This window comes from Streptomyces sp. MA5143a, from assembly GCF_900290235.1.
Taxonomy (GTDB): Bacteria; Actinomycetota; Actinomycetes; order Streptomycetales; family Streptomycetaceae; genus Streptomyces.
The window spans coordinates 64,741-90,152 of sequence record NZ_OLMK01000026.1 but is presented as its reverse complement, the minus strand read 5'-3'; the positions used below and the strand labels follow the sequence as shown (position 1 = coordinate 90,152).

The following is a 25,412-nucleotide window of genomic DNA, read 5'->3' as shown; positions in this document are numbered from 1 at the left end:
CGGGTCTTACGGTGCCGACTTTCGCGGGCCACCATGATCGACCGGAGTCCCCGGGCATCACCTGGCCTCCCCCGGCCTCACTTCACGTTTCCCCGGCATCACCGGGGTCCCCCGCGTCCCCGCGTTCCCTGTGATCGCCGGGGCCCCCATACTCGGGGGATGACCGCGTACGAGCCGCCGGACGGCCCCGGTACCGAGGTGTACGACGCCGTCGTGCTCGCCGGGGGTGCCGCCCGGCGGCTCGGCGGCGCGGACAAGCCCGGGGTGCGCGTCGGCGGGCGGGCCCTGCTCGACCGGGTGCTGGCCGCCTGCGCGGGGGCCCGGACGACCGTCGTCGTCGCCGACCCCCGGTCAACCGCCCGTCCGGTGCTGTGGGCCCGCGAGGAACCCCCCGGTGGTGGCCCCGTCGCCGCGCTGGACGCCGGGCTCCGCCGCACCACCGCCCCATATGTCGTCGTCCTCTCCGCCGACCTGCCCTTCCTCGCCGAGGAGACGGTACGGAGGTTGCTCGACACCCTTCGCGGCAGCGCCGTGGCGCCGCGGGGGGCGGCGCCGGACGTCATCGAGGGCACCGATGGCACGCCCCCGCCCACCGGAGCCCCCGGTGGCTCCCCGCCCGCCCCCGCTCAGGCCCCCACCGACGGTGTCCTCGTCACCGACCCCGGCGGCCGCGATCAGCCCCTCGTGGCCGCGTACCGGGCCGACGCACTGCGCCGGGAGCTGGCGCGGCTCGGTGTCGAGCACGCAGGGACGGCCGGGCTGCCCCTGCGGCGGCTGGTCGGGGCGCTCCGCCTCACCCGTATCACCGACCCGGTCGCGTCGTTCGACTGCGACACCTGGGACGACATCGCCGCCGCCCGCGCACGGATCAGGGAGCATGGCCACGTGTTGGATGAATGGATTTCCGCAGTCAAGGACGAGCTGGGCATCGACCTCGACGTCGACACCCGAGAACTGCTCGACCTCGCCCGTGACGCCGCCCACAACGTGGCCAGGCCCGCGGCCCCGCTGACCACCTTCCTCGTCGGCTACGCGGCCGCGAAAGCCGGGGGAGGCCCGGAAGCGGTCGCTGAGGCCGCCCGCAAGGCCACGGCCCTCGCTCTCGGCTGGGCCGACGAGACCGGCGCCGACGGGTCCGACGCCAAGCCCGGTTCCTCGGGCGCCAAGCCCGGCTCCTCGGACACGGCGTCCGACGCCCCCGGATCCGCCCCGGACGCCGGATGACCGCCCAGGACGCCGAGGGGCTCGACGTGGATGTGGAGGAGGCGCTGGCCGTGGCCAACGACAGGCCTGTCCGAGGGCCGCGCGCACCCCGCCCCGCCGACGGCACCCCGGCCGACGGCCCTCCCACCGCGCACGGGGTGAAGAAGGACGCCCACCACCGGGCCACCCCCTGGCCCGAGGCCCGCGCCGTCGCCGAGCGTGCCGCCCGTTCCTGCGGACGCCGCTCCCCGCTTTCCGTGACCGTCGAGGACGCCCTCGGTCTGGTGCTGGCCGCCCCTCTCACCGCCCTCACCGACCTGCCGTCCTTCGACACGTCCGCGATGGACGGCTGGGCGGTCGCGGGGCCCGGCCCCTGGGCCGTCCGGGAGGACGGTGTGCTGGCGGGGCACGCCGAGCCCGAGCGGCTCACCGACGGCGAGGCGGTCCGGATCGCCACCGGCGCACGCATCCCGCTCGACACCACCGCCGTCCTGCGCAGTGAACACGGCCGCACCGACGAGCAGGGCCGACTGCACGCCACCCAGGACCTGGCGCACGGTCAGGACATCCGCCCCCGGGGCCAGGAGTGCCGCAGCGGCGACCAACTGCTGCCGCTCGGCACACTGCTCACCCCCGCCGCCCTCGGCCTCGCCGCGGCCGCCGGGTACGACACCCTGACCGTGCTGCCGCGCCCCCACGTGGAACTGCTCGTCCTGGGGGACGAATTGCTCACCGAGGGACTTCCGCGCGAGGGCCTGATCCGTGACGCGCTCGGCCCGATGCTGCCGTCCTGGCTCCGGGCGCTCGGCGCCGAGGTCACCGCCGTACGCCGACTCGGCGATGCCGCCGACACTCTGTACGAGGCCGTACGGTCCTCCTCCGCCGACCTGATCGTCACCACGGGCGGTACCGCCGCCGGGCCCGTCGACCATGTGCACCCCACGCTGCGGCGCATCGGTGCCGAACTCCTCGTCGACGGCGTCAAGGTGCGCCCTGGCCACCCCATGCTGCTGGCCCGCACCAAGGGGAAGCAGCATCTCGTGGGCTTGCCGGGCAACCCCTTGGCCGCTGTCTCGGGGCTGTTCACACTCGCCGAGCCCCTTCTGCGGACCCTGGCGGGGCGGGCCGCGCCCGAGCGATACGGGATGCCCCTGAGGGAGGCGGTGCACGGGCACCCGTACGACACCCGGCTCATCCCGGTCGCCCTGCGCGGTGACGACGCCGTACCGCTGCACTACAACGGTCCCGCTATGCTCCGCGGCATCGCCACCGCCGATGCCCTTGCCGTCGTCCCACCCGGCGGTGCCCGTCCCGGTCAGGAGCTGGAACTGCTCGACCTGCCCTGGGCGACCGCGGGGATCCAGGTGTGTTTCACGTGAAACATCCCGGGGCCCAACCGGCTTGCGGGCGTGGGGGTTTCACGTGAAACAAAGGGCACATGAAGGCGTAGTGAAGCCAGGGGATGTACGGGGAAGCGGGGAGTGTTTCACGTGAAACTGCCGGGTTATGACGTGATCGCCCGCACGGCGGACGAGCGTCATGTGACGCATCCGGTGAAGCTGCCGAAGAGGGAGGTCGAGCGCCCCAGCCACCAGGTCGGCAAGCGGCTGGCGATGGCGTTGCTCGTCCTGGTCGCGACGGCGTTCATCGTCTACGCCGATCACGAGGGCTACAACGACAACTCGGACGGCCGCGTCGACCTGCTGGACGCGTTCTACTACGCCACCGTCACCCTCTCGACCACCGGATACGGCGATATCACCCCGGTCAGTGACGCCGCCCGGCTCACCAACATCTTCGTGATCACACCGTTGCGCGTGCTGTTCCTGATCATCCTGGTCGGCACCACGCTGGAGGTCCTCACGGAGCGCACGCGCGAGGAATGGCGACTGAACCGCTGGAGGGCGGCCTTGAGGGAGCACACCGTTGTCGTCGGCTTCGGGACCAAGGGGCGGTCGGCGATCCAGACCGTCTGCGCGACGGGACTGAAGAAGGAGCAGGTCATCGTCGTGGACCCCAGCTCCAAGGTGATCGAGGCGGCGACGGCCGACGGATACGCGGGCATCGTGGGGGACGCGACCCGGAGCGATGTGCTGCTGCGGGCCGAGGCGCAGAAGGCGCGGCAGATCATCATCTCCACAGCCCGGGACGACACCGCCGTGCTGGTCACCCTGACCGCGCGCCAGATGAACCGTGGCGCGAAGATCGTGGCCGCCGTCCGGGAGGAGGAGAACGCGCCGCTGCTGAAGCAGTCCGGGGCCGATGTCGTCATCACCAGTGCCAGCGCGGCCGGACGGCTCCTCGGTCTCTCGGTGCTCAGTCCCGCCGCCGGCATGGTCATGGAGGACCTCATCCAGCAGGGCAGCGGCCTCGACATCGTCGAACGGCCCGTCATAAAGGCCGAGGTGGGGCGGAAGGTACGGGAGACGGAGGACCTGGTCGTCAGTGTGCTGCGCGGCCACCGGGTGCTCGGCTACGACGACCCGTCCATCGGCGAACTCCAGCTGACGGACCGCCTCATCACGATCATCCGGGCCACACCGAGCACCAAAATCACTCCCGAGACCAAGCACCTGCCGTAGCCACACCACGAGGGCGCCCCCGGAGATGTGATGTCCGGGGGCGCCCTCGTCGTGTGACCGCTACTTGCGGTTGTACAGCCGCATCGTGATCGGCCCGAAGACGAGCACGAACAGGGCGGACCAGCCGAGCGACCAGGCGACCTCGGCCGCGGGCCACTCACCCGCCATCAGCTCGCGCACCGCCGAGGCGAGATGGGTGATCGGGCTGTTGTTGACGAACGCCTGGAGCCATCCCGGCATGGTGCTCGGGTCGACGAAGACGTTGGACAGGAAGGTCAACGGGAAGATCACCATCATGCTGACGCCCATCACCGACTTCTCGGTGCGCAGCATCAGCCCGAACATCGTCCAGATCCACGAGAACGCGAACGAGAAGACGATGAGCAGCGCGACCCCGGCGACCACGCCCACGACGCCGCCGTCCGGCCGGTAGCCGAGGATCAGGCCGACGGTGAGCATCACCACGGAGGCGATGGCGTACCGCAGGGCGTCGCCCAGCAGATAGCCGACCATCGTCGACGGCCGCCAGATCGGCAGCGAGCGGAACCGGTCGAAGACACCCTTCTCGATGTCCGTGTTGACCGAGACACCGGTGTACATCGTGATCATCACGACCGACATCACCAGGATGCCCGGCAGCAGGAACTGGATGTACTCCTTCGGGGAGCCGGCCAGGGCACCACCGAAGAGGTACGTGTACATCAGCACCATCATGATCGGGAAGGCGGTGACGTCGAACAGCTGCTCCGGGACGTGCTTGATCTTGAGGATGGCCCGCCAGCCGAAGGTCAGCGACGCCGACAGCGCGCTGGGCCGCGGTGGGCGTTCCCTGGTGATGAGCAGCGCGGCGAGCGACTCGGCGCTGACGGGGGCGAGTTCCTTGCTGTCGGTGCTGGTCGCGGTGCTCATGCCGCCGCCTCGTCCTTCTTCTCGACGTGTCGGGAGTCGTGGGCCTTGGTGTCGTGTCCGGTGAGGGCGAGGAACACCTCGTCCAGGCTGGGCTGCCCCAGCGAGAAGTTGTCGACGACGACGCCGACGCGGGCCAGCTCTGCGAGGGCGCGGGCCGCGGCCTCGGCGGCACCCTGGCCGTTGGCGGACCCGCCGCCCACGCGCGCCGTCAGCGCCACCGGATCCGGCTCCCGCTGTACCTCGGCGTCGAGCGCGAGACGCAGGATCTCCTCGGCCTGTGGACGCTGGACGGCGTCCCGCAGCCGCAGATGGACCGAACCGGCCCCCACGGACGCCTTCAGCTCGCCCTTCGTGCCCTCCGCGATCACCTTGCCGCGGTCGATCACGGCGATCCGGGACGCCAGTTGGTCCGCCTCGTCCAGATACTGCGTGGTCAGCAGCACCGTCGTGCCCTGGGCGACCACCGCGCGCACGATGTCCCACACCTGGTTGCGGCTGCGCGGGTCGAGACCGGTCGTCGGCTCGTCGAGGAACAGTAGATCCGGGGTGTTCAGGATGGATGCGGCGATGTCGATCCGGCGCCGCATGCCGCCCGAGTAGTGCTTGACCTGTTTCCCGGCGGCCTCGCTCAGCCCGAAGGCCTCCAGCAGCTGCTCGGAGCGGAGCCGCGCCGCCCGTTTGTCGTGGCCGAGGAGACGGCCCAGCAGCACCAGGTTCTCGGTGCCGGTCAGGTCCTCGTCCACGGAGGCGTACTGCCCCGTCAGACTCACCCTGCCGCGTACCTCGTCGGCCTCGCGGACGACGTCATGACCGAAGACATGGGCCTCGCCGCCGTCGGGTCGCAGCAGGGTGGCGAGCATCTTCACCGTGGTGGTCTTGCCGGCGCCGTTCGGGCCGAGGACGCCGTAGACCGTGCCGGCCGGCACGGCGAGGTCGACGCCGTCGACGGCCCGGGTCTCGCCGAACGTCTTCACCAGACCCGCGGTCTCGATCGCGAGGCCGGATGTCTGTGCGCTCATGTCTGAGGTCCTTCCGCGTACTGGCCCGTGTCCGGGGCTACGCAAGGGGAGACCGCCGGTTCTGCCGGAACTCATCGGCCGTGCGGGCGTGATTTCTCCACGGTCCCGCCGACGGGGATCGAACGCACCCCAATTTCCGCCGTCGCGGCGCCGGACTCGGCTGGGGCCTCGGCGGTGGCGAGGGTGCGCCGGGCGAGGTCGAGGGCATGACCGGCGTGGTCGCTGGTCGCGTACGGACCCCGGGCACGCTGGGAGTGGCGGAGGGACGAGGAGTAGCGTCCCCCCATGCATGCGATCACGATTCCCGAACCCGGTGGACCCGAGGCCCTGGTGTGGGACGAGGTCCCCGACCCCGAGCCCGGCGAGGGCGAAGTGCTCGTCGAGGTGGCGGCGAGCGCGGTGAACCGCGCCGATCTGCTCCAGCGGCAGGGCTTCTACGACCCCCCACCGGGCGCCTCCCCCTACCCCGGCCTGGAGTGCTCCGGACGTATCGCGGCGGTCGGGTCCGGCGTGTCCGGATGGAGCGTCGGCGACGAGGTGTGCGCGCTGCTCTCGGGTGGCGGCTACGCGGAGAAGGTCGCCGTCCCGGCCGGCCAGCTGCTGCCCGTCCCCTCCGGCCTCGACCTCAACCGGGCGGCCGCGCTGCCCGAGGTGGTCTGCACGGTCTGGTCGAACGTCTTCATGATCGCCCACCTCCGTCCGGGCGAGACCCTCCTCGTCCACGGCGGCTCCAGCGGCATCGGCACGATGGCCATCCAGCTGGCGAAGGCGGTCGGCGCGAAGGTCGCCGTCACCGCGGGCACCGAGGAGAAGCTCCGCCGGTGCGCCGAGCTCGGCGCCGACATCCTGATCAACTACCGCGAGCAGGACTTCGTCGAGGAGGTCCGCAAGGCCACCGACGGCAAGGGGGCCGACGTCATCCTCGACAACATGGGGGCGAAGTACCTCGACCGCAATGTCCGGCTCCTCGCCGTCAACGGCCGTCTCGCCATCATCGGCATGCAGGGCGGCGTCAAGGGCGAGCTGAACATCGGGGCGCTCCTCGCCAAGCGGGCCGCCATCAGCGCGACCTCGCTGCGTGCCCGGCCCCTGGAGGAGAAGACGGCCATCGTCGCCGCCGTACGCGAGCACGTGTGGCCGCTGGTCGCCGGTGGTCGGGTGGTCCCCGTCGTCGACCAGGAGATCCCGATGCACGACGCGGCCACGGCCCACCGGGTCCTGGAGGAGAGCGGCCACGTCGGCAAGGTGCTGCTGGTGGTGCCGTAGCCGTCCCCCTCGTGCCCGCCGGCGGCTCCGCCGCGTCGGCGGGCGGCTCCGGGCGTATGGCCCGTACGAGTGACCGTACAAGTCACTCGAACGCTGTACGACGAGCCGTACGGAGGCCGTTGTCGACGCCACCGCCCAGGCCGCACGCGGGCCGAGCGGCGGCGAAGGGCGGGGCGGGGCGCGGACCGGCGGCGCAGGTCGGCGGCCGTCGCGGCGGAACGGCCGGCCCCGCCCCCTCAGCCCTTCCGGATCCGCAGGCCCACGAAGGCCAGGCCCAGGCCGACGCCCATCAGCATGAGGCCGCCGCCCAGGGCGAGGGCCTCCAGCACGGGTCCCTCGGCGGCTTCGGCGCCCGCTCGGCCGGCGGGTGAGGCGGGGGGCAGCGCGGCGTTCTGCGACGGCTCGGGCGTCGCGGTGCCCGCAGGGTCGTCCGGGGCCGCGGTCGGCTCCGTGGAGGCTTCGTAGAGGTCCTCCGGGTCCATGAGCCCCGCGTCCGGGCGTCCTGGGCGCTCCCGGCCCTCTCCCGCGCGGCTGCCGGCCCAGGAGGAGCCGGGGGCGGGCTCGACGGGCGCGTGGACGGACGGCACCGTGCCCGCCACCGGGACCATGAGGAGTCCCGTGACGAGGACCAGTCCCGTCACGTGCGACGAACAGAGCCTGAGTCGAGGAACCACGAACTCAGCGTCACACGCGCCCCACACCCCGGCATCTCGGCCTCATCCGGCCGATGACCGGCGGCGACCACGCGCGAGAGCGGCAAGCCGCCACCCCGGAGCCCCGAGCCATCGACCCCCGACGGCCCCGGAGCCCCAGCGTCCCCACCCGCGCTCAAGAGCCACCAGGCGTGCCGTCGTCCCGCCCCCGGAACGTCCGGACCTCCTACGTGAACGGTGGATCACGCTGTGTCGGGGGCACCACGTCGGTGAGGTGCAGGCGTGCGAGAGAATGGCGGCATGGAGATGCCGAGGAACGAACGATCGCCCGAACAGCCCCAGATCCTGGTCGTGGGCCAGGACGGAATGGCGGTGGGCGGTGGCGGAGACGAGGACTCCCGCGAGGTTCCCGTGACGGAGATGGTGGAACAGCCCGCGAAGGTCATGCGCATCGGCAGCATGATCAAGCAGCTGCTGGAGGAGGTGCGGGTGGCACCCCTCGACGAGGCGAGCCGGGCCCGGCTGAAGGAGATCCACGCCAGCTCCGTCAAGGAGCTGGAGGACGGGCTGGCACCCGAGCTGGTCGAGGAGCTCGAACGGCTCTCCCTGCCCTTCACCGACGAGGCGATTCCCAGCGACGCGGAACTGCGGATCGCGCAGGCCCAGTTGGTCGGCTGGCTCGAAGGCCTCTTCCACGGGATCCAGACCACGCTGTTCGCCCAGCAGATGGCGGCCCGGGCCCAGTTGGAGCAGATGCGGCGCGCCCTGCCCCCCGGCGTCGGCGGCCACGAGGGGGACGACGACCCCCGCACCCTCGGCCGCTCGGGCGGCCCGTACCTCTAAGGTCTCCACGACCCGCGCGGCCCCGCGACACCCCCCACCGTAGGCACGGGAAGGGCCCGGCACATGGAGTGCCGGGCCCTTCCCCCGTCGGTGGGCGGCCGGTGTCAGGCCGGGTTGCCCGTGGAGACCTTGAGGACGATCGTCGGCATCTGCTTGGGGTCGACGTCCTCGTTCGCCGAGGGGTACTGCTCCATGACGGTGCCCTCGCCGTACGTGTTCTCGTCGACGTCCTTGGTGTCGTACTCCCAGCCCGCGGCCTGGAGGCACTTCTTCACCGAGTCGATGTTCTTGAAGGTGAAGTCCGGGAGTTCGACCTTCTCGGGGTCGTTGTAGGACTCGACCGGCTCCGTGCACTCGGTGGTCTCGACGACCTTCGACGTGTCGGGGCCCTTGTGTCCCTCCACCACGGTCGGCGAGGAGGACGCCTTGGCGCCGCTGTCGCCGCCCTCGTCGTCCTTGCCGTTCAGCGAGAGGGCCGCGATCAGACCACCGATCGCGACGAGCGAGACGACGATCGCGCCGATGACGACACCCTTGTTGCTCTTGCCGCCCCCGGAGTGCCCGGCCGACAGGGAGGACTGCTGCGGCGTGATGTTGTACGGCGGAGGCGTGGCCGCGCCCTGCTGCGGCGCGTACGCGGAGGTCTGGGGCGGCGGCTGGTACCCGCCCTGCTGCGGGTAGCCGTACGACGGGGCGGGGGCCGGCGCGGGCGTCGGGGGGCCGTATCCGCCCGTCGACGGCGGCTGGTACGGCGTCTGGACACTGCCCGACTGCGGCGCGCCCGTCTGGTCGATGGGCGGGAAGACCGCCGACGACACCCCGGCGCCGTTCGACGTCTGGGCGCCCGGCACGATGCTCGGCGCGACGGGCTGGAGGGAGGCGGCGACCCGCAGGCACTCGTCCCGCATGGCCTCGGCGCTCGGGAACCGCTCGTTCGGGTTCTTCTTCAGCGCGCGGGCGACGAGGGCGTCCACGGCCGGCGGCAGCGAACGGTTGATCGAGGAGGGAGCGACCGGCTCCTCCTGGACGTGGGCGTACGCGATGGCCAGCGGCGAGTCCGCCTCGAACGGCAGCCGCCCGGTCGTCAGCTGGAACAGCATGATGCCGACCGAGTACAGGTCGGAGCGGGCGTCGACACCGCGGCCGAGGGCCTGCTCGGGCGAGAGGTACTGCGGGGTGCCGACGACCATGCCGGTCTGCGTCATCGACGTGACACCGGACTGCATGGCGCGGGCGATGCCGAAGTCCATGACCTTGACGACACCGCGCTTGGTCATCATCACGTTGCCCGGCTTGATGTCCCGGTGGACCAGGCCCATCTCGTGGCTGATCTCCAGGGCCGCCAGCACATCCGCGGTGATCTTCAGCGCCTTGTCGGCGGGCATCGCGCCCTGCTGCTGGATGTCCGCGTCGAGGACCGAGCCCAGCGGCCTGCCCTCGATGTACTCCATGACGATGTACGGCGTCGTCAGGCCGTCGAGGTCGTCCTCGCCGGTGTCGAAGACCGAGACGATGTTCGTGTGGGTGAGCTTCGCCACGGCCTGCGCCTCGCGGCGGAAGCGCTCGCGGAAGGCCTGCTCGCGGCCGAGCTCGGTGTGAAGTGTCTTGATAGCGACCTGTCGGTCGAGCACGGAGTCGTACGCGAGGTGGACGGATGCCATGCCGCCCTCACCGAGCAGGTCACGCAGCTGATAGCGGCCGCCGGCGAGCGAACGCCCCGCGTACCGGCCTTGTGCGGCGTCCTGGCTCATCTTCCTGCGTCCCCCATCGGCGCGCGCGGAGCCCCTCGGCGGGCGTCCGCGATCGGTGATCCCGGTGATCCTTTGTGCTATTCCCGGCCAAGTCTGCCCCAGGGCACTGACACGTCAAGCGCGGTGCCCGTTCCGTGACCGTACGCGAAAGAAGCGTCGCGGAAGCGTTACAGGGGGCGTACGCCCGGTACACAGAACTTGCACGAGTGCGCGCGGGGCGGGTTTCATGGCCGGTCAATCCCTGAATCCACCTTGAATCCGTCGCGAGCCCCCTCGTTGCCGGTCGCGCATCGAAGTCGGACCGGCCCCTTGCGGGAAGGCTGTAGCGTGGCCGACGGAGACCGTAACAAGAACCGCGCGGACCGCGGGCAGAAACGACGGCGAGGACTGATGGCACAGCAGCAGCGCTCTCAGGGCCCGTCCGACCCCGAGGCGACTGGCGGCGGAATGTCAGATGCGCCGGAGCAGTGGGGCAACGGCGGGCTTGTCGGCGACGGTCGTTACCGGCTGACGCACAGACTCGGCCGGGGCGGCATGGCCGAGGTGTTCGCGGCCGAGGACGTGCGCCTCGGTCGTACCGTCGCGGTCAAACTGCTGCGCTCGGACCTCGCCGAGGACCCCATCTCCAAGGCCCGCTTCACGCGTGAGGCGCAGTCCGTGGCCGGCCTCAACCACCACTCCATCGTGGCGGTCTACGACTCCGGCGAGGACATCGTGAACGGCACTCCCGTGCCGTACATCGTCATGGAGCTGGTCGAGGGCCGCACCATCCGTGACCTGCTGCTCAACGCCGAGGCACCCGGCCCCGAGCAGGCGCTGATCATCGTCTCGGGTGTACTCGAGGCGCTCGCCTACTCCCACCAGCACGGCATCGTGCACCGTGACATCAAGCCGGCCAACGTCATCATCACCACCAACGGCGCGGTGAAGGTGATGGACTTCGGCATCGCGCGCGCCCTGCACGGCGCGTCCACCACGATGACGCAGACCGGCATGGTCATGGGCACGCCCCAGTACCTGTCGCCGGAGCAGGCGCTCGGCAAGGCCGTCGACCACCGCTCCGACCTGTACGCGACGGGCTGCCTGCTCTATGAACTGCTGGCGCTGCGTCCGCCCTTCGTCGGTGAGACCCCGCTGTCGGTGGTCTACCAGCATGTGCAGGACATCCCGGTCCCGCCGTCCGAGGTCGCCCCGGCGGCGCCGCCGGAGCTCGACGGCCTCGTCATGCGCTCCCTCGCCAAGGAGCCCGACGACCGCTTCCAGACGGCCGAGGAGATGCGCGGCCTCGTCCAGTACGGCCTGGAGATGCTGTACGACCAGGGCAGCCACACCGGCACCTGGAACACCGGGCCCGTCACCCTGCACGAGGGCCGGCACACCCCGCCGGGCGGTATGGCCGGGACGACCGTCATGCCCCACCCCGGCGAGGGCACCTCACAGATCCCGCAGCCGATCCTCCCCGGCTACGGCGGCCGCGACGACGGCGGCTTCGAGGGCGGCGGCAACCGGGGCAGCGGCCGCGGCAAGCTGTGGATCCTCGCGGTCCTCGCGGTGATCGCCATCGCGGCGGGCGTCGCCCTGGCGCTGAACGGCAACGGCGACAAGACCGGCAACGGCAACGAGGTCACCAAGTCGCCGTCGGCCTCCTCGTCCAGCAAGGACAAGAACGACGACGAGACGCCGAGCGCCGAGGAGAGCCAGGACGACTCGGGCGGCAATACCGACTCGGGGAACAACCAGAACTACACGCCCCCGGTCCCGCGGACACCGAGCTTCAGTGAGAAGCCCACGCAGAGCGAGCCTGCCGAGGAGCCGACGAGCGAGGAGCCCTCGGAGGAGGAGCCGACGACTTCACAGGAGCCGGAGCCCTCGGACAGCCCGCCGCCGGACGAGGAGAGCGGCGGCGCCGACGCCGGCGGTCTGACGAGCGGTGTCACCGGCGGTGACGAGGAGTGACGGATCGAGGCCCCCTTCACGGGGGCCTCTTCCGTTTGGGGGTTTCGTACGGGGTTCGTACGGGGAGGGGCGACCCACCCCTAACGGCCCTCCAAAGTGAAGTCTTCCCGTGGCCGGGGTGGCCGGGATAACGTGCCCGTGTTCCGGCCCCCTGCCGGGCTGTAACCAGTGCTGTGACCAGCAGGTGTTCCCCCACCGACGCGACTTACTTGGATCCCCTAGTACCGAAATACTTGGAAATCCAAGGAAAATCGCAGGTCAGTAGGGGTTTCACAGGAATGTGGAGCACTGGGTAACGTGCCTCGTGCAGGGCGCTCGCCGGGGCACCTGTCACGTCTGTTCCCGGCCAAGGGCACCCACCCCGTGCACGGGTTCCGGGATCAGGCGAGCCGCACTGGTCTACCGGCAATCCCGGGGGCCGGACCGACGGAGGAGCACACGTGACCGTGGAGAGCACTGCCGCGCGCAAGACGACGCGACGCAGCGCCGCAGGCAAGACCGGCAGCACCGGCAGCAAGGCGGCCGGCACCACCGGCACCAGGCGCGCCACTGCGAAGAAGACGACCGGCGGGGCCGAGCCCGAGCTCGTCCAGCTGCTGACGCCCGAGGGCAAGCGCGTCAAGAACGCGGAGTACGACCCGTTCGTCGCCGACATCACCGACGACGAGCTGCGCGGCCTGTACCGCGACATGGTGCTGACCCGTCGTTTCGACGCCGAGGCCACCTCCCTGCAGCGCCAGGGCGAGCTGGGCCTGTGGGCGTCGCTGCTCGGCCAGGAGGCCGCCCAGATCGGCTCCGGCCGCGCCACCCGCGAGGACGACTACGTCTTCCCGACCTACCGCGAGCACGGCGTCGCCTGGTGCCGCGGCGTCGACCCGACCAACCTGCTCGGCATGTTCCGCGGCGTGAACAACGGCGGCTGGGACCCGAGCGGCAACAACTTCCACCTCTACACGATCGTCATCGGCTCCCAGACGCTGCACGCCACGGGCTACGCGATGGGCATCGCCAAGGACGGCGCCGACTCGGCGGTCATCGCCTACTTCGGTGACGGCGCCTCCAGCCAGGGCGACGTCGCCGAGGCGTTCACCTTCTCCGCGGTCTACAACGCCCCCGTCGTGTTCTTCTGCCAGAACAACCAGTGGGCGATCTCCGAGCCCACCGAGAAGCAGACCCGCGTCCCGCTGTACCAGCGCGCCCAGGGCTTCGGCTTCCCGGGCGTCCGCGTCGACGGCAACGACGTCCTCGGCTGCCTCGCGGTCACCAAGTGGGCGCTGGAGCGCGCCCGCCGGGGCGAGGGCCCCACCCTGGTCGAGGCGTACACCTACCGCATGGGCGCCCACACCACCTCCGACGACCCGACCCGCTACCGCCACGACGACGAGCGGGTGGCCTGGGAGGCGAAGGACCCGATCGCGCGCCTGCGCAGCTACCTCGAGTCCGAAACCGACACGAACGAGGGATTCTTCGCGGAACTCGAAACGGAGAGCGAGGCGTTGGGAAGGCGAGTGCGCGAAGTGGTGCGTGCCATGCCGGACCCCGACCACTTCGCCATCTTCGAGAACGTGTACGCGGACGGGCACGCGCTGGTGGACGAGGAGCGCGCGCAGTTCGCCGCGTACCAGGCGTCGTTCGCCGACGTGGACGTAGAGGAGGGCAAGTAGCGATGACCACGCAGACCGCGACATCGTCGTCGATCTCGGCGCCGAAGAACATGGCGCTGGCCAAGGCGATCAACGAATCGCTGCGCAAGGCCCTCGAAGCCGACCCGAAGGTCCTCGTCATGGGCGAGGACGTCGGCAAGCTCGGCGGCGTGTTCCGGGTGACGGACGGCCTCCAGAAGGACTTCGGCGAGGACCGGGTCATCGACACCCCGCTCGCCGAGTCGGGCATCGTCGGCACGGCCATCGGCCTCGCCCTGCGCGGCTACCGGCCGGTGGTCGAGATCCAGTTCGACGGCTTCGTCTTCCCCGCGTACGACCAGATCGTCACCCAGCTCGCCAAGATGCACGCCCGCTCGCTGGGCAAGGTCAAGCTGCCGGTCGTCGTCCGCATCCCCTACGGCGGCGGCATCGGCGCCGTCGAGCACCACTCGGAGTCCCCGGAGTCGCTGTTCGCGCACGTGGCGGGCCTGAAGGTGGTCTCGCCGTCGAACGCGTCGGACGCCTACTGGATGATGCAGCAGGCCATCCAGAGCGACGACCCGGTGATCTTCTTCGAGCCGAAGCGCCGCTACTGGGACAAGGCCGAGGTCAACCCGGACGCGATCCCCGGTCCCCTGCACAAGGCCCGCGTGGTCCGTGAGGGCACGGACCTCACCCTCGCCGCGTACGGCCCCATGGTGAAACTCTGCCAGGAGGTCGCCGACGCGGCCGCCGAGGAGGGCAAGTCCCTGGAGGTGTTGGACCTGCGGTCGGTGTCCCCCCTGGACTTCGACACGATCCAGGCGTCCGTGGAGCGGACCCGCCGGCTGATCGTGGTCCACGAGGCCCCGGTCTTCTTCGGCTCGGGCGCCGAGATCGCCGCCCGCATCACCGAGCGGTGCTTCTACCACCTGGAGGCCCCCGTCCTCCGGGTCGGTGGGTACCACGCCCCGTATCCGCCGGCGCGTCTCGAGGAGGAGTACCTGCCGGGTCTGGACCGGGTGCTCGACGCCGTCGACCGCTCGCTGGCGTACTGAGGGAGAGGTCCGTGACGACGATGACAGACACGTCTCTGCGCGAGTTCAAGATGCCCGACGTGGGCGAGGGACTCACCGAGGCCGAGATCCTCAAGTGGTACGTCCAGCCCGGTGACACCGTCACCGACGGCCAGATCGTCTGCGAGGTCGAGACGGCCAAGGCCGCCGTCGAACTTCCCATCCCGTACGACGGCGTCGTACGGTCCCTGCACTTCCCCGAGGGCACCACCGTCGACGTCGGCACGTCCATCATCGCGGTGGACGTGTCGGGCGGCGCCGCCCCCGCGCCGGTCGAGGAGGCGGCGCCCGCGAAGCCCGCCGCCGAGCCGCCGTCGGCGGAGCCCGCCCCGGCCAAGCCGGAGGGCCGCAAGCCGGTCCTCGTCGGCTACGGCGTCGCCGAGTCGTCCACGAAGCGGCGCCCCCGCAAGGGCGTCCCGCCCGTCGTGGCGCCCGTCGAGGACACCCTGTACGGCGCCACCGCCCTCCAGTCCGTCCAGGGCGAGCTGAACGGCCATGGCGCGCTCGGCGCCACCGCGCCGCGCCCGCTGGCGAAGCCGCCGGTGCGCAAGCTGGCCAAGGACCTCGGCGTCGACCTGACGACGGTCACCCCGTCCGGCCCGGACGGCATCATCACCCGCGAGGACGTCCACGCGGCGGTGGCCCCGCCGAAGGCCCCCGAGCCCGCCACGGCGGCGCCCGCAGCGGACGCGGCCCCCGCCGCCGCTCCGGCACCGGTGGTGTCGTACGGCGGCGCCCGCGAGACCCGTGTCCCCGTCAAGGGCGTCCGCAAGGCGACGGCCGCCGCGATGGTCGGCTCGGCGTTCACCGCCCCGCATGTCACGGAGTTCGTCACGGTCGACGTGACGCGCACGGTGAAGCTGGTCGAGGAGCTCAAGCAGGACAAGGACATGCAGGGGCTGCGGGTGAACCCGCTCCTTCTGATCGCCAAGGCCCTGCTGGTCGCGATCAAGCGCAACCCGGACATCAACGCCTCCTGGGACGAGGCGGCCCAGGAGATCGTCGTCAAGCACTACGTGAACCTGGGTATCGCGGCCGCCACGCCGCGCGGTCTGATCGTGCCGAACATCAAGGACGCGCACGCGAAGACGCTGCCGCAGCTCGCCGAGTCCCTGGGCGAGCTGGTCTCCACGGCGAAGGAGGGCCGCACCTCCCCGGCCGCCATGCAGGGCGGCACGGTCACCATCACCAACGTCGGTGTCTTCGGCATCGACACCGGCACGCCCATCCTGAACCCCGGTGAGTCGGCGATCCTCGCCGTCGGCGCGATCAAGCCGCAGCCGTGGGTCCACAAGGGCAAGGTCAAGCCGCGTCAGGTGACGACCCTGGCGCTCAGCTTCGACCACCGGCTGGTGGACGGGGAGCTGGGGTCCAAGGTCCTCGCGGACGTCGCCGCGATCCTGGAACAGCCGAAAAGGCTGATCACCTGGGCGTGACACCGCCCTGTGCCGGATAGGCTCACGGTGAAGGGGCCGGTCGCAAATTCGTCTTGCGACCGGCCCCTTCGTCCTTGGCGCCGCTCGGGCCGCGTCAGCGCTGTGGCTCAGCCCTGGTTGAGCACGTACACCGGGGCGCCGTCCTCCGTCGCGCCCATGGGCCGGATGCAGGCGTGCTTGCGCAGCAGCCGCAGGCAGTCGTTGACGCGCTGCACGGACAGCCCCGTACGGGCGGCGATCGCCTCCAACGGTTGACGCAGTTCACCCTCCTCGACGAGCACAGGGGCGATCACGACGGCCACGGTCCAGACGTCCGCCGTCACCGACAGCCGCTCCCGCCAGTCGGCCAGCACGGACTCGGTGGTGGGGTGCGTCTCGAAGGCGGAGCCGGAGGGGGCCGGGTGTTCGACGGAGAGGGCGTCGAGCCGATTGGCGATGCGCTCCATGGCCTGGGCCATGGCTTGCTGGGCGACGAGGCCGACGCGCTGCATCTCGACCATCTGCTGCTGCGTCTCCAGCGTCTGTTGCTGGGTGCCCACCATCTGTTGCTGTGTCTCCAGCTTCGTCTGCTGTGTGTCGACCATTTGCTGTTGCAGCGCGAGTGACTTCTGCTGGGCGACCGCCAGTTGCCGTCGGCCTGGAGGTTGCGTTCCTCCAGCCGGACGATGGCGTCGGCGATCTGCTCGGGCATGGCGTAGGCGATGGGGGCGCCGGGGTCGGCGGGCTGGACCTCGGCCTCGTCCAACATGTAGGAGCCTTGCCGCTGTACGGCTTCGATCACTTGGATGGCCCACTGTTTGAAGGCAGCGGCTGTGGGCTTCGTACAGGCGGTGACCAGAAGAAGAAGGCCCCCGATGTCGATGAGAATCAGATCTCGGCGCCACTCTCTACCTGCGGGAATGCTGAGACCGTAAGCCTGGCTGACGGTCTCGAGGGTCGCTCGATGATCTTCCGGTACATGGTCGGCGACTGCTTTGCTCGGGCTTGTATGCCCTAGTTGCTTGCACACATCCACCGCCGGAAACCAATGCGTCCCGTCCGGCATGGTCAGTCGGCGGACGCGGGCTCCCGTGGCCGCGTACACGAAGTCGCCGGCGTCGATGGCGTCGCGCTGCGTCCGGGGGTCGGGTTGGTGCTTGCTGGGTTCGATCATGTGAACCACCTCCGCTGCGGAACGTAGGGCGGAGGAAATCGAATATGCCAGCTGAATGGGTGATGTTCACTATCGCGAGCGAAGATCGCGGAATCGGCCTGCGGCGGGAACGGCGAAGGGGGCCACCGCTGTCGCGCGGTGGCCCCCTTCGGCAGTCCGAAGAGCGGCCCGAAGGGCGGCTTTCGGGTTCAGACGGCTCAGACGGCGAAGCCGTAGTTCAGCAGCTTCTTGGCGTCGACCGCGCGGTTGTCGATCGTCGAGGACGCGAGAACCGTGCCGATGATCGTCTTGCCGTTGCGGGTGGCGGCGAAGACCAGGCAGTACTTGGCCTCCGGACCGGAACCGGTCTTCACGCCGATCGTGCCGCTGTAGGTGCCCAGCAGCGGGTTGGTGTTGGTCCACGGCGCCATCGTGCGGGTCGCGCCGGACTTCGTGATCGTCTTGGCTGTGTACGACTTTGTCTTCACGACCGACTTGAACGTGGAGTTCTTCATCGCGGCCCGGGCGAGCTTCGTCAGGTCGCGCGGCGTCGAGTAGTTGGCGCCGTGGCCGATGCCGTCGAAGGAGTCGAAGTGCGTGTTCGTCAGGCCGAGGCTCTTGGCCTTGCTGTTCATCTTGGAGATGAACGACTTCACGCGGGCCGAACGGGTCGAGCCGGTGCCGTACTTGTCGGCGAGGGCGTAGGCGGCGTCGCAGCCGGACGGCAGCATCAGCCCGTAGAGCAGCTGGCGGACGCTGACCTTGTCGCCCACGATCAGCTTGGCGTTGGAGGCGTAGTTGTTGGCGACGATGTAGTCGCTGTACGCCTTCTGGACCGTCACCTTGCTGTCGAGGTTCAGGTTCGACTGGCTGAGCACGACCAGCGCGGTCATGATCTTCGTGGTGGAGCCGGTGGAACGCTTCGTGTCGGCGGCCTTGGTGTACAGGCTCTTTCCGGTACCGCTGTTCATCACGTAACCGCCCGCGGCGGTGATCGTGGGCTTCGCGGGAGCGGCCTGCGCCGGAGCGGAGCCGAGAACGCCGGTCGCGACGAGCGCGCCGGTGGTGACGACTACGGCAGCGGCTCTGCGGACACGCGGACCCTTTATGGCGGTAATCAAGTCAAGTACCCCGATTGTGTCAAATGTCTGAGGAGCGCGGCCGGTTGGGAGCCGGTTCGGCAGGCACAGAAGGGCCGCTTCTCGTGTGACAAGTGAGTAGCACAAAAGGTTGTGCTGCGGGTGGCGCGGGGGTCAATTCAGGTCCATCTCACACCTCGCCGAGGGGGTGAGGATGGATTTCGAAGGGGGATCATCCCGGATCGTGGACGAGGCGAGCGATGCATACGTGTTGTATCTATGCTGTGGGCATGGCCTCCGCAGCACCCTCGAAGTCCCGTCCGTCCGCATCTCCGTCGCTCAAGCAGCCCCCCGCCGCCGACCGGGTGTACGCGCACGTCAAGCAGGGTGTGCTGGAGCGCCGCTACGAGGGCGGCACCCTGCTCACCGAGGGCGAGCTGGCCGAGGCGGTCGGGGTGTCCCGGACGCCGGTGCGGGAGGCGCTGCTGCGGCTGGAGGTCGAAGGGCTGATCAAGCTCTACCCGAAGAAGGGCGCGCTGGTCCTGCCGGTCTCCGCGCAGGAGATCGCCGACGTGGTCGAGACCCGGCAGCTCGTCGAGGAGCACGCGGTCCGCAAGACGGTCCCGGCCTCGCCGCGGCTCATCGCCCGGCTGGAGGAACTCCTCGAACAGCAGAAGGCGCAGGCCGCCGCCGGTGACCTGGCGGGTGCGGCGGTGACCGACCGCTGTTTCCACGCCGAGATCGTCCGCAGCGGCGGCAACGAGATCCTCTCCCGCCTCTACGACCAGCTCCGCGACCGGCAGCTGCGTATGGGCGTCGCCTTCATGCACGCGCACCCGGATCGCATCACCAAGACGCTCACCGAGCACGAGGAGATCCTCCGGGCGCTGCGCGCGGGTGACGCGGAGGCGGCCGTGAGCCTCGTCCACCGGCATGTGAACTGGTTCTCCAACCTGGCGCGGGGGGACGTCCGGTGAGCCGCCCCTCCTTGTCCTCGTCCTCCGCGCTGCCCGGAGACCCGCCCGGTGGCCGCCGCGCCCTGACCGTGTGGGGCATCGGTGTCTCGGTCTACTTCGTCGCCGTCATCTTCCGTACGTCGCTGGGGGTGGCCGGCCTCGACGCCGCCGACCGCTTCCATGTGAGCGCCTCCGCCCTGTCGACGTTCTCGATCCTGCAACTGCTCGTGTACGCGGGCATGCAGATACCGGTGGGTCTGCTGGTGGACCGGCTCGGCACCAAGAAGGTGCTGACCCTCGGGGTCGTGCTCTTCACGGCCGGTCAGATCGGTTTCGCGCTGGCACCGTCGTACGGCATGGCGCTGGCCTCGCGGGCGCTGCTGGGCTGCGGGGACGCGATGACGTTCATCAGCGTGCTGCGGCTCGGCACCCGTTGGTTCCCGGCCCGGCGCGGTCCGCTGATCGCGCAGTTCGCGGGGCTCGCCGGTATGGCGGGCAATCTGGTGTCGACGCTGGTGCTGGCCAGGCTGCTGCACGGGGTGGGCTGGACGGCGGCGTTCGCGGGCAGCTCCGTCGCCGGGCTCGTCGTCCTCGTCCTCACCCTGCTGTTCCTGAAGGACCACCCGGACGGGCACGAACCGGAGCCCTTCCCGCACCAGGGGGCGGCGTACGTGCGGCGGCAGATCGCGGCGTCCTGGCGGGAGCCGGGCACCCGGCTCGGGTTGTGGGTGCACTTCACCACGCAGTTCCCGGCGATGGTGTTCCTGCTGCTGTGGGGGCTGCCGTTCCTGGTGGAGGCGCAGGGGCTGAGCCGGGCCACCGCCGGTGACCTGCTCACCCTCGTCGTCCTGTCCAACATGGTGGTCGGACTGGTGTACGGCCAGGTCGTGGCCCGGCACCACGCGGCGCGGCTGCCGCTGGCGCTCGGGACGGTGCTCGCGACGGCGGCGGTCTGGGCGACCACGCTGATCTACCCCGGTGCGCACGCGCCGATGTGGCTGCTGATCGTCCTGTGCGCGGTCCTCGGAGCCTGTGGGCCCGCCTCGATGCTCGGCTTCGACTTCGCCCGTCCCGCGAACCCGCCGGAACGTCAGGGCACGGCCTCCGGGATCACCAACATGGGCGGTTTCGTCGCCTCCATGACGACTCTGCTGGCTGTCGGCATCCTCCTCGACCTCACGAACGACAACTACCGCATCGCCTTCTCCGCCGTCTTCGTCCTCCAGGCCCTGGGCCTGACCCAGATCTTCCGCCTGCGCGCCCGAGCGGCCCGCCGCGAACGCGAACGCCTCGTCGCCAGCCGTGTGGAGACGGTGCACGTACCGGCGTGAGGGCACACTCCCGGCCGGGTCGAGCGATCGGGCCCGGCTTGCAGGGGTGCAGCCGGGAGCCACACCCGCCGCCGTCCGCTACACCGTCACCGCGAAGGCGTGGAGGATGGCCGCGATGAGGTGCGGGTCGCCCTCCGCCTTGATGCGGTCGGCGACCGTGTCGGCGGTGACGCGGCCGCACGCGAGGCGGACGTAGGTCTCCCAGTCCAGGGTGAGGGTGGCGGCGGGGCCGAGCGCGGGTGTGGTCTCCAGGGTGCCGCGGCCCTGGATGTCGACGCGGACCGTGCGGATGAACTCCACCGGGCCGTGCACGTCGAGGACGACGGCCGAACTGCGCGGGGCCTGCGCGTCCTCCGCGACGACCTTCGGCAGGACGGAGAGCAGCTCGTCCCGGACGATGTACGCGCCCGGCGAGTCCAGGTTCCCGGGCCGGCCGAGCGCCGCCCGCAGGTCCTGCTCGTGGACCCACACGTCGAAGGCCCGGTTGCGCATGGCCTGTTCGAGGGTCAGTTCCGTGCCGAGCGGGCCGCGCACCTTGTGGTCGGGCTGCCGCGACTCGTTCCGCAGCTGGCGGTTGCGCCGGATGATCGTGTACTCCAGCTCGGACGTCATCTCCGGCGCCGTGTGATGGCGGCGGGCGTCGACCTGCATCTCCATGTACCGCTGGTGCTCGGTGCGCACGTGGTACAGGTCGCGCGGCAGGGAGTGGATCGGCCGCGGGTCGCCGAGCATCTCGCAGTCCATGCCGATGACATGGGAGACCACATCGCGCACCGACCAGCCGGGGCACGGCGTCCGCCTGTTCCACTCGCCCTCCACGAGCGGTGCCACCAATTCGGCTATCGCATCCACTGCGTGGGTCCAGGCGTCGGCGTAGGGCTGAAGAGTGGGATGCAGACTCACGGAACGGGACCCCTCGGGCGGTCGGTACGTGTCAGTACGGTCGGTACGTGTCGGCTACGTGGCGGGTGGTCTTCAGTAGGGGCGTCGGCGTTGACGGCGGGGGCGGGCGTCGGCGGCGGTCAGTGGGTGCTGTGGAACGTTAAGTTACGCTGCTGTGCGGCACCCCGGCAGTGCTTTCGTGTGACGATCGTAGGCCCGTGTTTGACGGCTCGAATGCCAGGACGGTGGTAGTGTGCGCGCCTCGCTCCTTCAGATCGGTGTAGACGAGGGCGAATCGGTCGATTCGCGCAGGCGTCGGGTGGCTTCGCTGGTCCGTGAGCAGGCCGGAGCCGATCTCGTCGTCCTCCCGGAGCTGTGGACCACCGGCGCATTCGCGTTCGAATCCTTCACCGCGGAAGCCGAGCCGCTCGACGGGCCGACCCATGAGGCGATGGCCGGGGCGGCGGCCGACGCGGGCGTCTGGCTGCACGCCGGCTCGATCCCCGAGCGGGACCCTGAGGGCCCCCTCTACAACACGTCTCTCGTCTTCTCCCCCTCCGGTGAACTCGCCGCCGCCTATCGCAAGATCCACCGCTTCGGCTTCGACAAGGGCGAGGCCGTCCTGATGGGCGCGGGCGAGGAACTGGTGACGGTCCGGCTGCCGGACACCACCCTCGGCGTCGCCACCTGCTACGACCTCCGCTTCCCCGAACTCTTCCGCGGCCTGGTCGACGCGGGCGCCGAGACCTTCGTCGTCCCGGCCGGCTGGCCCGAACGCCGCCGCGCCCACTGGACCCTGCTCGCCCGGGCCAGGGCCGTCGAGAACCAGGCGTATGTCCTCGCCTGTGGAACGGCGGGCACGCACGCGGGAGTTCCGCAGGCCGGTCACTCGATCGTGGTCGACCCCTGGGGAGAGGTGCTGGCGGAGGCGGGCTCCGGGGAGGAGGTCCTCACCGTGGAGCTCGACCCGGCGAAGGTGGCGACGACCCGCGAGCAGTTCCCGGCCCTCAAGGACCGACGGCTGGGTCTGGAGACCCCGCGCCGCCCCTGATCTCCGGCTGCTGACCGCTGACCGCTGACCGCTGACCGCTGACCTCCGGCCGGAGACCGCTGACCGCTGACCACCGGCCGCGGCCGGCGGCGCCGGGTGAACCGTGGCCCACACCGTCTCCAGGCGCTCTAACCGATCCCCCTCTCCCGTTCCGCCAGGTTGATCACGCACACCGTCACGGCGATCAGCAGTGACGGGTCCGCGTCGTCGCGGACGACGTCCAGGCCGTATGTCTCCCTGACGTGCAGCCATCTGCGGGAGACGACGGCGAGGGCCTCACCCTGGTACTCGATGAGGAACTCGCGGTCGAGGACCTTGCCGCTGACGTCGAGTTCCGTGCCGTCCGTCAGCGACACCCGGTAGTGGTTGCGCAGCAGGGACAGGCGCTTGCGGCGGACCGTGGCCAGCGGTTCGCCCTCCCGTTCGATCACCATGGTGTCGCGCAAGGCGAACATCTTCTTCCGGATGTCGATCAGGACCCGCCCCGCCGAGTCCTTCAACTCGAAGGTGTCCCGAAGCCGCAGGGCCTTGCCGTCGACGAGGAAGACCTTCCTGCCGTGCTCGTCCTCGATCCAGTAGTCGTCACCGATGCCGAGGATCCGGTCGCGTACGAGGAATCTCATGCCCTCAGGCGTTCCCCGGCGCCCGCCGTCCCACCTCGCCGGTAGGCCGAAAGGACGCAGGTCCCGGCCTTGCACCCAGGTTGTCCACAGGCCGTTGGTGACTTTGTCCACAGGCGCGGCCGCGAGTTGTCCACAGGCTCAGCGGCGGGCCGCGGGCAAGTGGCACCCTTGATCCATGAGCGATTCCACGACCCAGCACCCCGCACCCCGCCGTGTCCGTGTCCGCGCCCCCGAACTGACCGGCAAGGGCGGCTGGCTGAACACGGGTGGGACGCGGTACACCCTTGCTGACCTGCGGGGAAAGATAGTGTTGCTGGATTTTTGGACGTTCTGCTGCATCAACTGTCTGCATGTCCTCGACGAGCTGCGCGAACTGGAGGAGAAGCACCGCGACACCGTCGTGGTCATCGGGGTGCACTCCCCGAAGTTCGCGCACGAGGCGGAGCACGCGGCGGTGGTCGACGCCGTCGAGAGATACGGGGTCGAGCACCCGGTCCTCGACGACCCGGAGCTCGCCACCTGGAAGCAGTACGCCGTACGGGCCTGGCCGACCCTCGTGGTCATCGACCCGGAGGGATATGTGGTCGCCCAGCACGCGGGCGAGGGCCATGCGCACGCCATCGAGCGGCTAGTCGCCGAACTGGAGGCCGAGCACGGGGCGAAGGGCACCCTGCGGCGCGGCGAGGGACCGTATGTGGCGCCGGACCCCGAGCCGACGGTGCTGCGCTTCCCCGGGAAGGCGCTGCTCCTGCCCGGCGGGGACTTCCTCGTCAGCGACACCACCCGCCACCAGCTGGTGCGGCTCGCCCCGGACGGCGAGACGGTCGTCCGCCGGTACGGCGCCGGTGAGCGCGGCTTCATGGACGGCAGCGCCGAGCACGCCCGGTTCAGCGAGCCGCAGGGCCTGGCGTTGCTGGACGGAGGGACGGTGGTCGTCGCCGACACCGTGAACCACGCGCTGCGCCGCCTCGACCCGGACACCGGCGAGGTCTCCACCCTCGCGGGCACGGGCCGGCAGTGGTGGCAGGGCTCGCCCACCTCGGGCCTGGCCTGGGAGGTCGACCTGTCCTCACCGTGGGACGTGGCCGTCTTCGGCGGCAAGGTGTGGATCGCGATGGCCGGCGTCCACCAGTTGTGGACGTACGACCCGGAGGACTGCACCGTCGCCGTGGCGGCGGGCACGACGAACGAGGGGCTGGTGGACGGCCCGGGTGCGGAGGCGTGGTTCGCGCAGCCGTCGGGGCTCGCGGCCGCCGCGGACCGGCTGTGGCTCGCCGACTCCGAGACGTCGGCGCTGCGCTGGGTCGACCTCGACGGGGCGGTCCACACGGCGGTCGGCACCGGCCTGTTCGACTTCGGGCACCGCGACGGCGCCGCAGACCAGGCGCTGCTCCAGCATCCGCTGGGGGTCACGGTCCTGCCCGACGGCTCGGTCGCGGTCAGCGACACCTACAACCACGCGCTGCGCCGCTACGACCCGGCCACGGGCGAGGTGACGACTCTCGCGACGGACCTGCGGGAGCCGAGCGACGCGGTGCTTGTCGGGGACGACATCGTGGTCGTCGAGTCCGCCCGCCACCGGCTGACCCGGCTGCGGCTGCCGGAGGAGACGGTGAAGGTGGAGGCCGTCGCCCATCGCACCCGGCGCGCACCCACCGAGGTCGCTCCCGGCGGCCTCCGGCTCGACATCGTCTTCCAGGCGCCCACCGGGCAGAAGCTCGACGAGCGGTACGGACCGTCGACCCGACTGCTCGTCTCCTCCACGCCGCCCGAGCTGCTGCTCGGGGGTGAGGGCGCGGACACGGCCCTGTCCCGGAGACTGGAGCTGAACCCCTCCATATCCGAGGGCGTCCTGCACGTCTCGGCGATGGCGGCGTCCTGCGACGACGACCCGGCCAACGAGTACCCGGCCTGCCATGTGCACCAGCAGGACTGGGGCGTGCCGGTCCGGGTCTCGTCCGGTGGCGCGGACCGGCTGCCGCTGGTGCTCGCGGGAATGGACGAGGGCACCGCCGGCCTCGGCTGAGGCCCTTCGCCCTCGT

The 25,412-nt window shown here is 70.6% G+C and carries 21 protein-coding genes and 1 pseudogene; 13 read left to right on the top strand and 9 right to left on the bottom strand.

The window, feature by feature from the left end:
• Window positions 1-159: 159 nt before the first annotated feature.
• From SMA5143A_RS12195 to SMA5143A_RS12185, 3 genes are all read left to right on the top strand, one after another.
• Window positions 160-1,224 carry a DUF6457 domain-containing protein gene (locus SMA5143A_RS12195; protein WP_107462976.1) on the top strand — a complete coding sequence of 355 codons (1,065 nt, stop codon included), beginning with the start codon at window positions 160-162 and terminating at the stop codon, window positions 1,222-1,224.
• On the top strand, window positions 1,221-2,582 hold the full coding sequence (locus SMA5143A_RS12190) for a molybdopterin molybdotransferase MoeA (RefSeq protein WP_107462975.1): 1,362 nt from the start codon (window positions 1,221-1,223) through the stop codon (window positions 2,580-2,582). The genes SMA5143A_RS12195 and SMA5143A_RS12190 overlap by 4 nt, the downstream gene beginning before the upstream one ends.
• Window positions 2,583-2,693: 111 nt before the next feature.
• Window positions 2,694-3,785 carry a potassium channel family protein gene (locus tag SMA5143A_RS12185; protein ID WP_107462974.1) on the top strand — a complete coding sequence of 364 codons (1,092 nt, stop codon included), beginning with the start codon at window positions 2,694-2,696 and terminating at the stop codon, window positions 3,783-3,785.
• Window positions 3,786-3,845: 60 nt separating this feature from the next.
• On the opposite strand, the gene SMA5143A_RS12180 is transcribed toward SMA5143A_RS12185, so the two are convergent.
• The 3 genes from SMA5143A_RS12180 to SMA5143A_RS42560 all read right to left on the bottom strand — a co-directional run bounded on the left by SMA5143A_RS12180 (window position 3,846) and on the right by SMA5143A_RS42560 (window position 6,000).
• A complete protein-coding gene (locus SMA5143A_RS12180; RefSeq protein ID WP_107462973.1) occupies window positions 3,846-4,694 on the bottom strand; it encodes an ABC transporter permease in 849 nt (282 codons plus the stop codon).
• Complete coding sequence (locus tag SMA5143A_RS12175) at window positions 4,691-5,713, bottom strand: ATP-binding cassette domain-containing protein (RefSeq protein WP_107462972.1); 1,023 nt, start codon at window positions 5,711-5,713, stop codon at window positions 4,691-4,693. Before SMA5143A_RS12175 ends, SMA5143A_RS12180 begins: the two co-directional genes overlap by 4 nt.
• 71 nt (window positions 5,714-5,784) lie before the next feature.
• Window positions 5,785-6,000: a hypothetical protein gene (locus SMA5143A_RS42560; RefSeq protein WP_146193899.1), complete on the bottom strand. Its 216-nt coding sequence runs from the start codon at window positions 5,998-6,000 to the stop codon at window positions 5,785-5,787.
• Between SMA5143A_RS42560 and SMA5143A_RS12170 the strand changes: the two genes are divergently transcribed.
• Window positions 5,999-6,979 carry an NAD(P)H-quinone oxidoreductase gene (locus SMA5143A_RS12170; protein ID WP_107462971.1) on the top strand — a complete coding sequence of 327 codons (981 nt, stop codon included), beginning with the start codon at window positions 5,999-6,001 and terminating at the stop codon, window positions 6,977-6,979. The two genes, SMA5143A_RS42560 and SMA5143A_RS12170, sit on opposite strands and share 2 nt — an antisense overlap.
• Before the next feature lie 236 nt (window positions 6,980-7,215).
• Here the strand turns inward: SMA5143A_RS12170 and SMA5143A_RS12165 are convergent, their stop codons facing one another.
• Window positions 7,216-7,620, bottom strand: coding sequence for a hypothetical protein (locus SMA5143A_RS12165; RefSeq protein ID WP_258193486.1), 405 nt, complete (start codon window positions 7,618-7,620; stop codon window positions 7,216-7,218).
• A gap of 312 nt (window positions 7,621-7,932) precedes the next feature.
• Between SMA5143A_RS12165 and SMA5143A_RS12160 the strand changes: the two genes are divergently transcribed.
• Window positions 7,933-8,475: a bacterial proteasome activator family protein gene (locus SMA5143A_RS12160; RefSeq protein WP_055511741.1), complete on the top strand. Its 543-nt coding sequence runs from the start codon at window positions 7,933-7,935 to the stop codon at window positions 8,473-8,475.
• Between the two features lie 104 nt (window positions 8,476-8,579).
• On the opposite strand, the gene SMA5143A_RS12155 is transcribed toward SMA5143A_RS12160, so the two are convergent.
• Window positions 8,580-10,226, bottom strand: coding sequence for a protein kinase domain-containing protein (locus SMA5143A_RS12155; protein ID WP_107462970.1), 1,647 nt, complete (start codon window positions 10,224-10,226; stop codon window positions 8,580-8,582).
• 390 nt (window positions 10,227-10,616) lie between these two features.
• Between SMA5143A_RS12155 and SMA5143A_RS12150 the strand changes: the two genes are divergently transcribed.
• From SMA5143A_RS12150 to SMA5143A_RS12135, 4 genes are all read left to right on the top strand, one after another.
• Window positions 10,617-12,182: a protein kinase domain-containing protein gene (locus SMA5143A_RS12150; protein ID WP_107462969.1), complete on the top strand. Its 1,566-nt coding sequence runs from the start codon at window positions 10,617-10,619 to the stop codon at window positions 12,180-12,182.
• 440 nt (window positions 12,183-12,622) lie between these two features.
• Window positions 12,623-13,846, top strand: a complete 1,224-nt coding sequence (gene pdhA, locus SMA5143A_RS12145) for a pyruvate dehydrogenase (acetyl-transferring) E1 component subunit alpha (protein ID WP_107462968.1) — start codon at window positions 12,623-12,625, stop codon at window positions 13,844-13,846.
• A gap of 2 nt (window positions 13,847-13,848) precedes the next feature.
• Window positions 13,849-14,862: an alpha-ketoacid dehydrogenase subunit beta gene (locus SMA5143A_RS12140; RefSeq protein WP_107462967.1), complete on the top strand. Its 1,014-nt coding sequence runs from the start codon at window positions 13,849-13,851 to the stop codon at window positions 14,860-14,862.
• 11 nt (window positions 14,863-14,873) lie between these two features.
• On the top strand, window positions 14,874-16,316 hold the full coding sequence (locus tag SMA5143A_RS12135) for a dihydrolipoamide acetyltransferase family protein (protein ID WP_107462966.1): 1,443 nt from the start codon (window positions 14,874-14,876) through the stop codon (window positions 16,314-16,316).
• Between the two features lie 107 nt (window positions 16,317-16,423).
• On the opposite strand, the pseudogene SMA5143A_RS12130 reads toward SMA5143A_RS12135, so the two are convergent.
• Window positions 16,424-17,469: pseudogene (locus SMA5143A_RS12130) on the bottom strand (BRO-N domain-containing protein).
• Window positions 17,470-17,666: 197 nt separating this feature from the next.
• Window positions 17,667-18,569, bottom strand: coding sequence for a D-alanyl-D-alanine carboxypeptidase family protein (locus SMA5143A_RS12125; protein ID WP_107462965.1), 903 nt, complete (start codon window positions 18,567-18,569; stop codon window positions 17,667-17,669).
• Window positions 18,570-18,817: 248 nt separating this feature from the next.
• Between SMA5143A_RS12125 and SMA5143A_RS12120 the strand changes: the two genes are divergently transcribed.
• Window positions 18,818-19,504: a GntR family transcriptional regulator gene (locus SMA5143A_RS12120; RefSeq protein ID WP_107463147.1), complete on the top strand. Its 687-nt coding sequence runs from the start codon at window positions 18,818-18,820 to the stop codon at window positions 19,502-19,504.
• The gene (locus tag SMA5143A_RS12115) at window positions 19,501-20,814 is read left to right on the top strand and encodes an MFS transporter (protein WP_107462964.1); all 1,314 of its coding nucleotides are present in this window, start codon (window positions 19,501-19,503) and stop codon (window positions 20,812-20,814) included. The genes SMA5143A_RS12120 and SMA5143A_RS12115 overlap by 4 nt, the downstream gene beginning before the upstream one ends.
• A gap of 78 nt (window positions 20,815-20,892) precedes the next feature.
• Here SMA5143A_RS12115 and SMA5143A_RS12110 read toward each other — a convergent pair whose 3' ends face one another.
• Window positions 20,893-21,717 carry a maleylpyruvate isomerase family mycothiol-dependent enzyme gene (locus SMA5143A_RS12110; protein ID WP_107462963.1) on the bottom strand — a complete coding sequence of 275 codons (825 nt, stop codon included), beginning with the start codon at window positions 21,715-21,717 and terminating at the stop codon, window positions 20,893-20,895.
• Between the two features lie 232 nt (window positions 21,718-21,949).
• Between SMA5143A_RS12110 and SMA5143A_RS12105 the strand changes: the two genes are divergently transcribed.
• Window positions 21,950-22,747, top strand: a complete 798-nt coding sequence (locus SMA5143A_RS12105; RefSeq protein ID WP_107462962.1) for a carbon-nitrogen family hydrolase — start codon at window positions 21,950-21,952, stop codon at window positions 22,745-22,747.
• Window positions 22,748-22,875: 128 nt separating this feature from the next.
• On the opposite strand, the gene SMA5143A_RS12100 is transcribed toward SMA5143A_RS12105, so the two are convergent.
• Complete coding sequence (locus SMA5143A_RS12100; protein WP_107462961.1) at window positions 22,876-23,370, bottom strand: LURP-one-related/scramblase family protein; 495 nt, start codon at window positions 23,368-23,370, stop codon at window positions 22,876-22,878.
• 175 nt (window positions 23,371-23,545) lie between these two features.
• Between SMA5143A_RS12100 and SMA5143A_RS12095 the strand changes: the two genes are divergently transcribed.
• Window positions 23,546-25,396 (top strand): thioredoxin-like domain-containing protein, encoded by a 1,851-nt coding sequence (locus tag SMA5143A_RS12095; protein WP_107462960.1) that lies wholly within the window; start codon window positions 23,546-23,548, stop codon window positions 25,394-25,396.
• Window positions 25,397-25,412 lie beyond the last annotated feature (16 nt).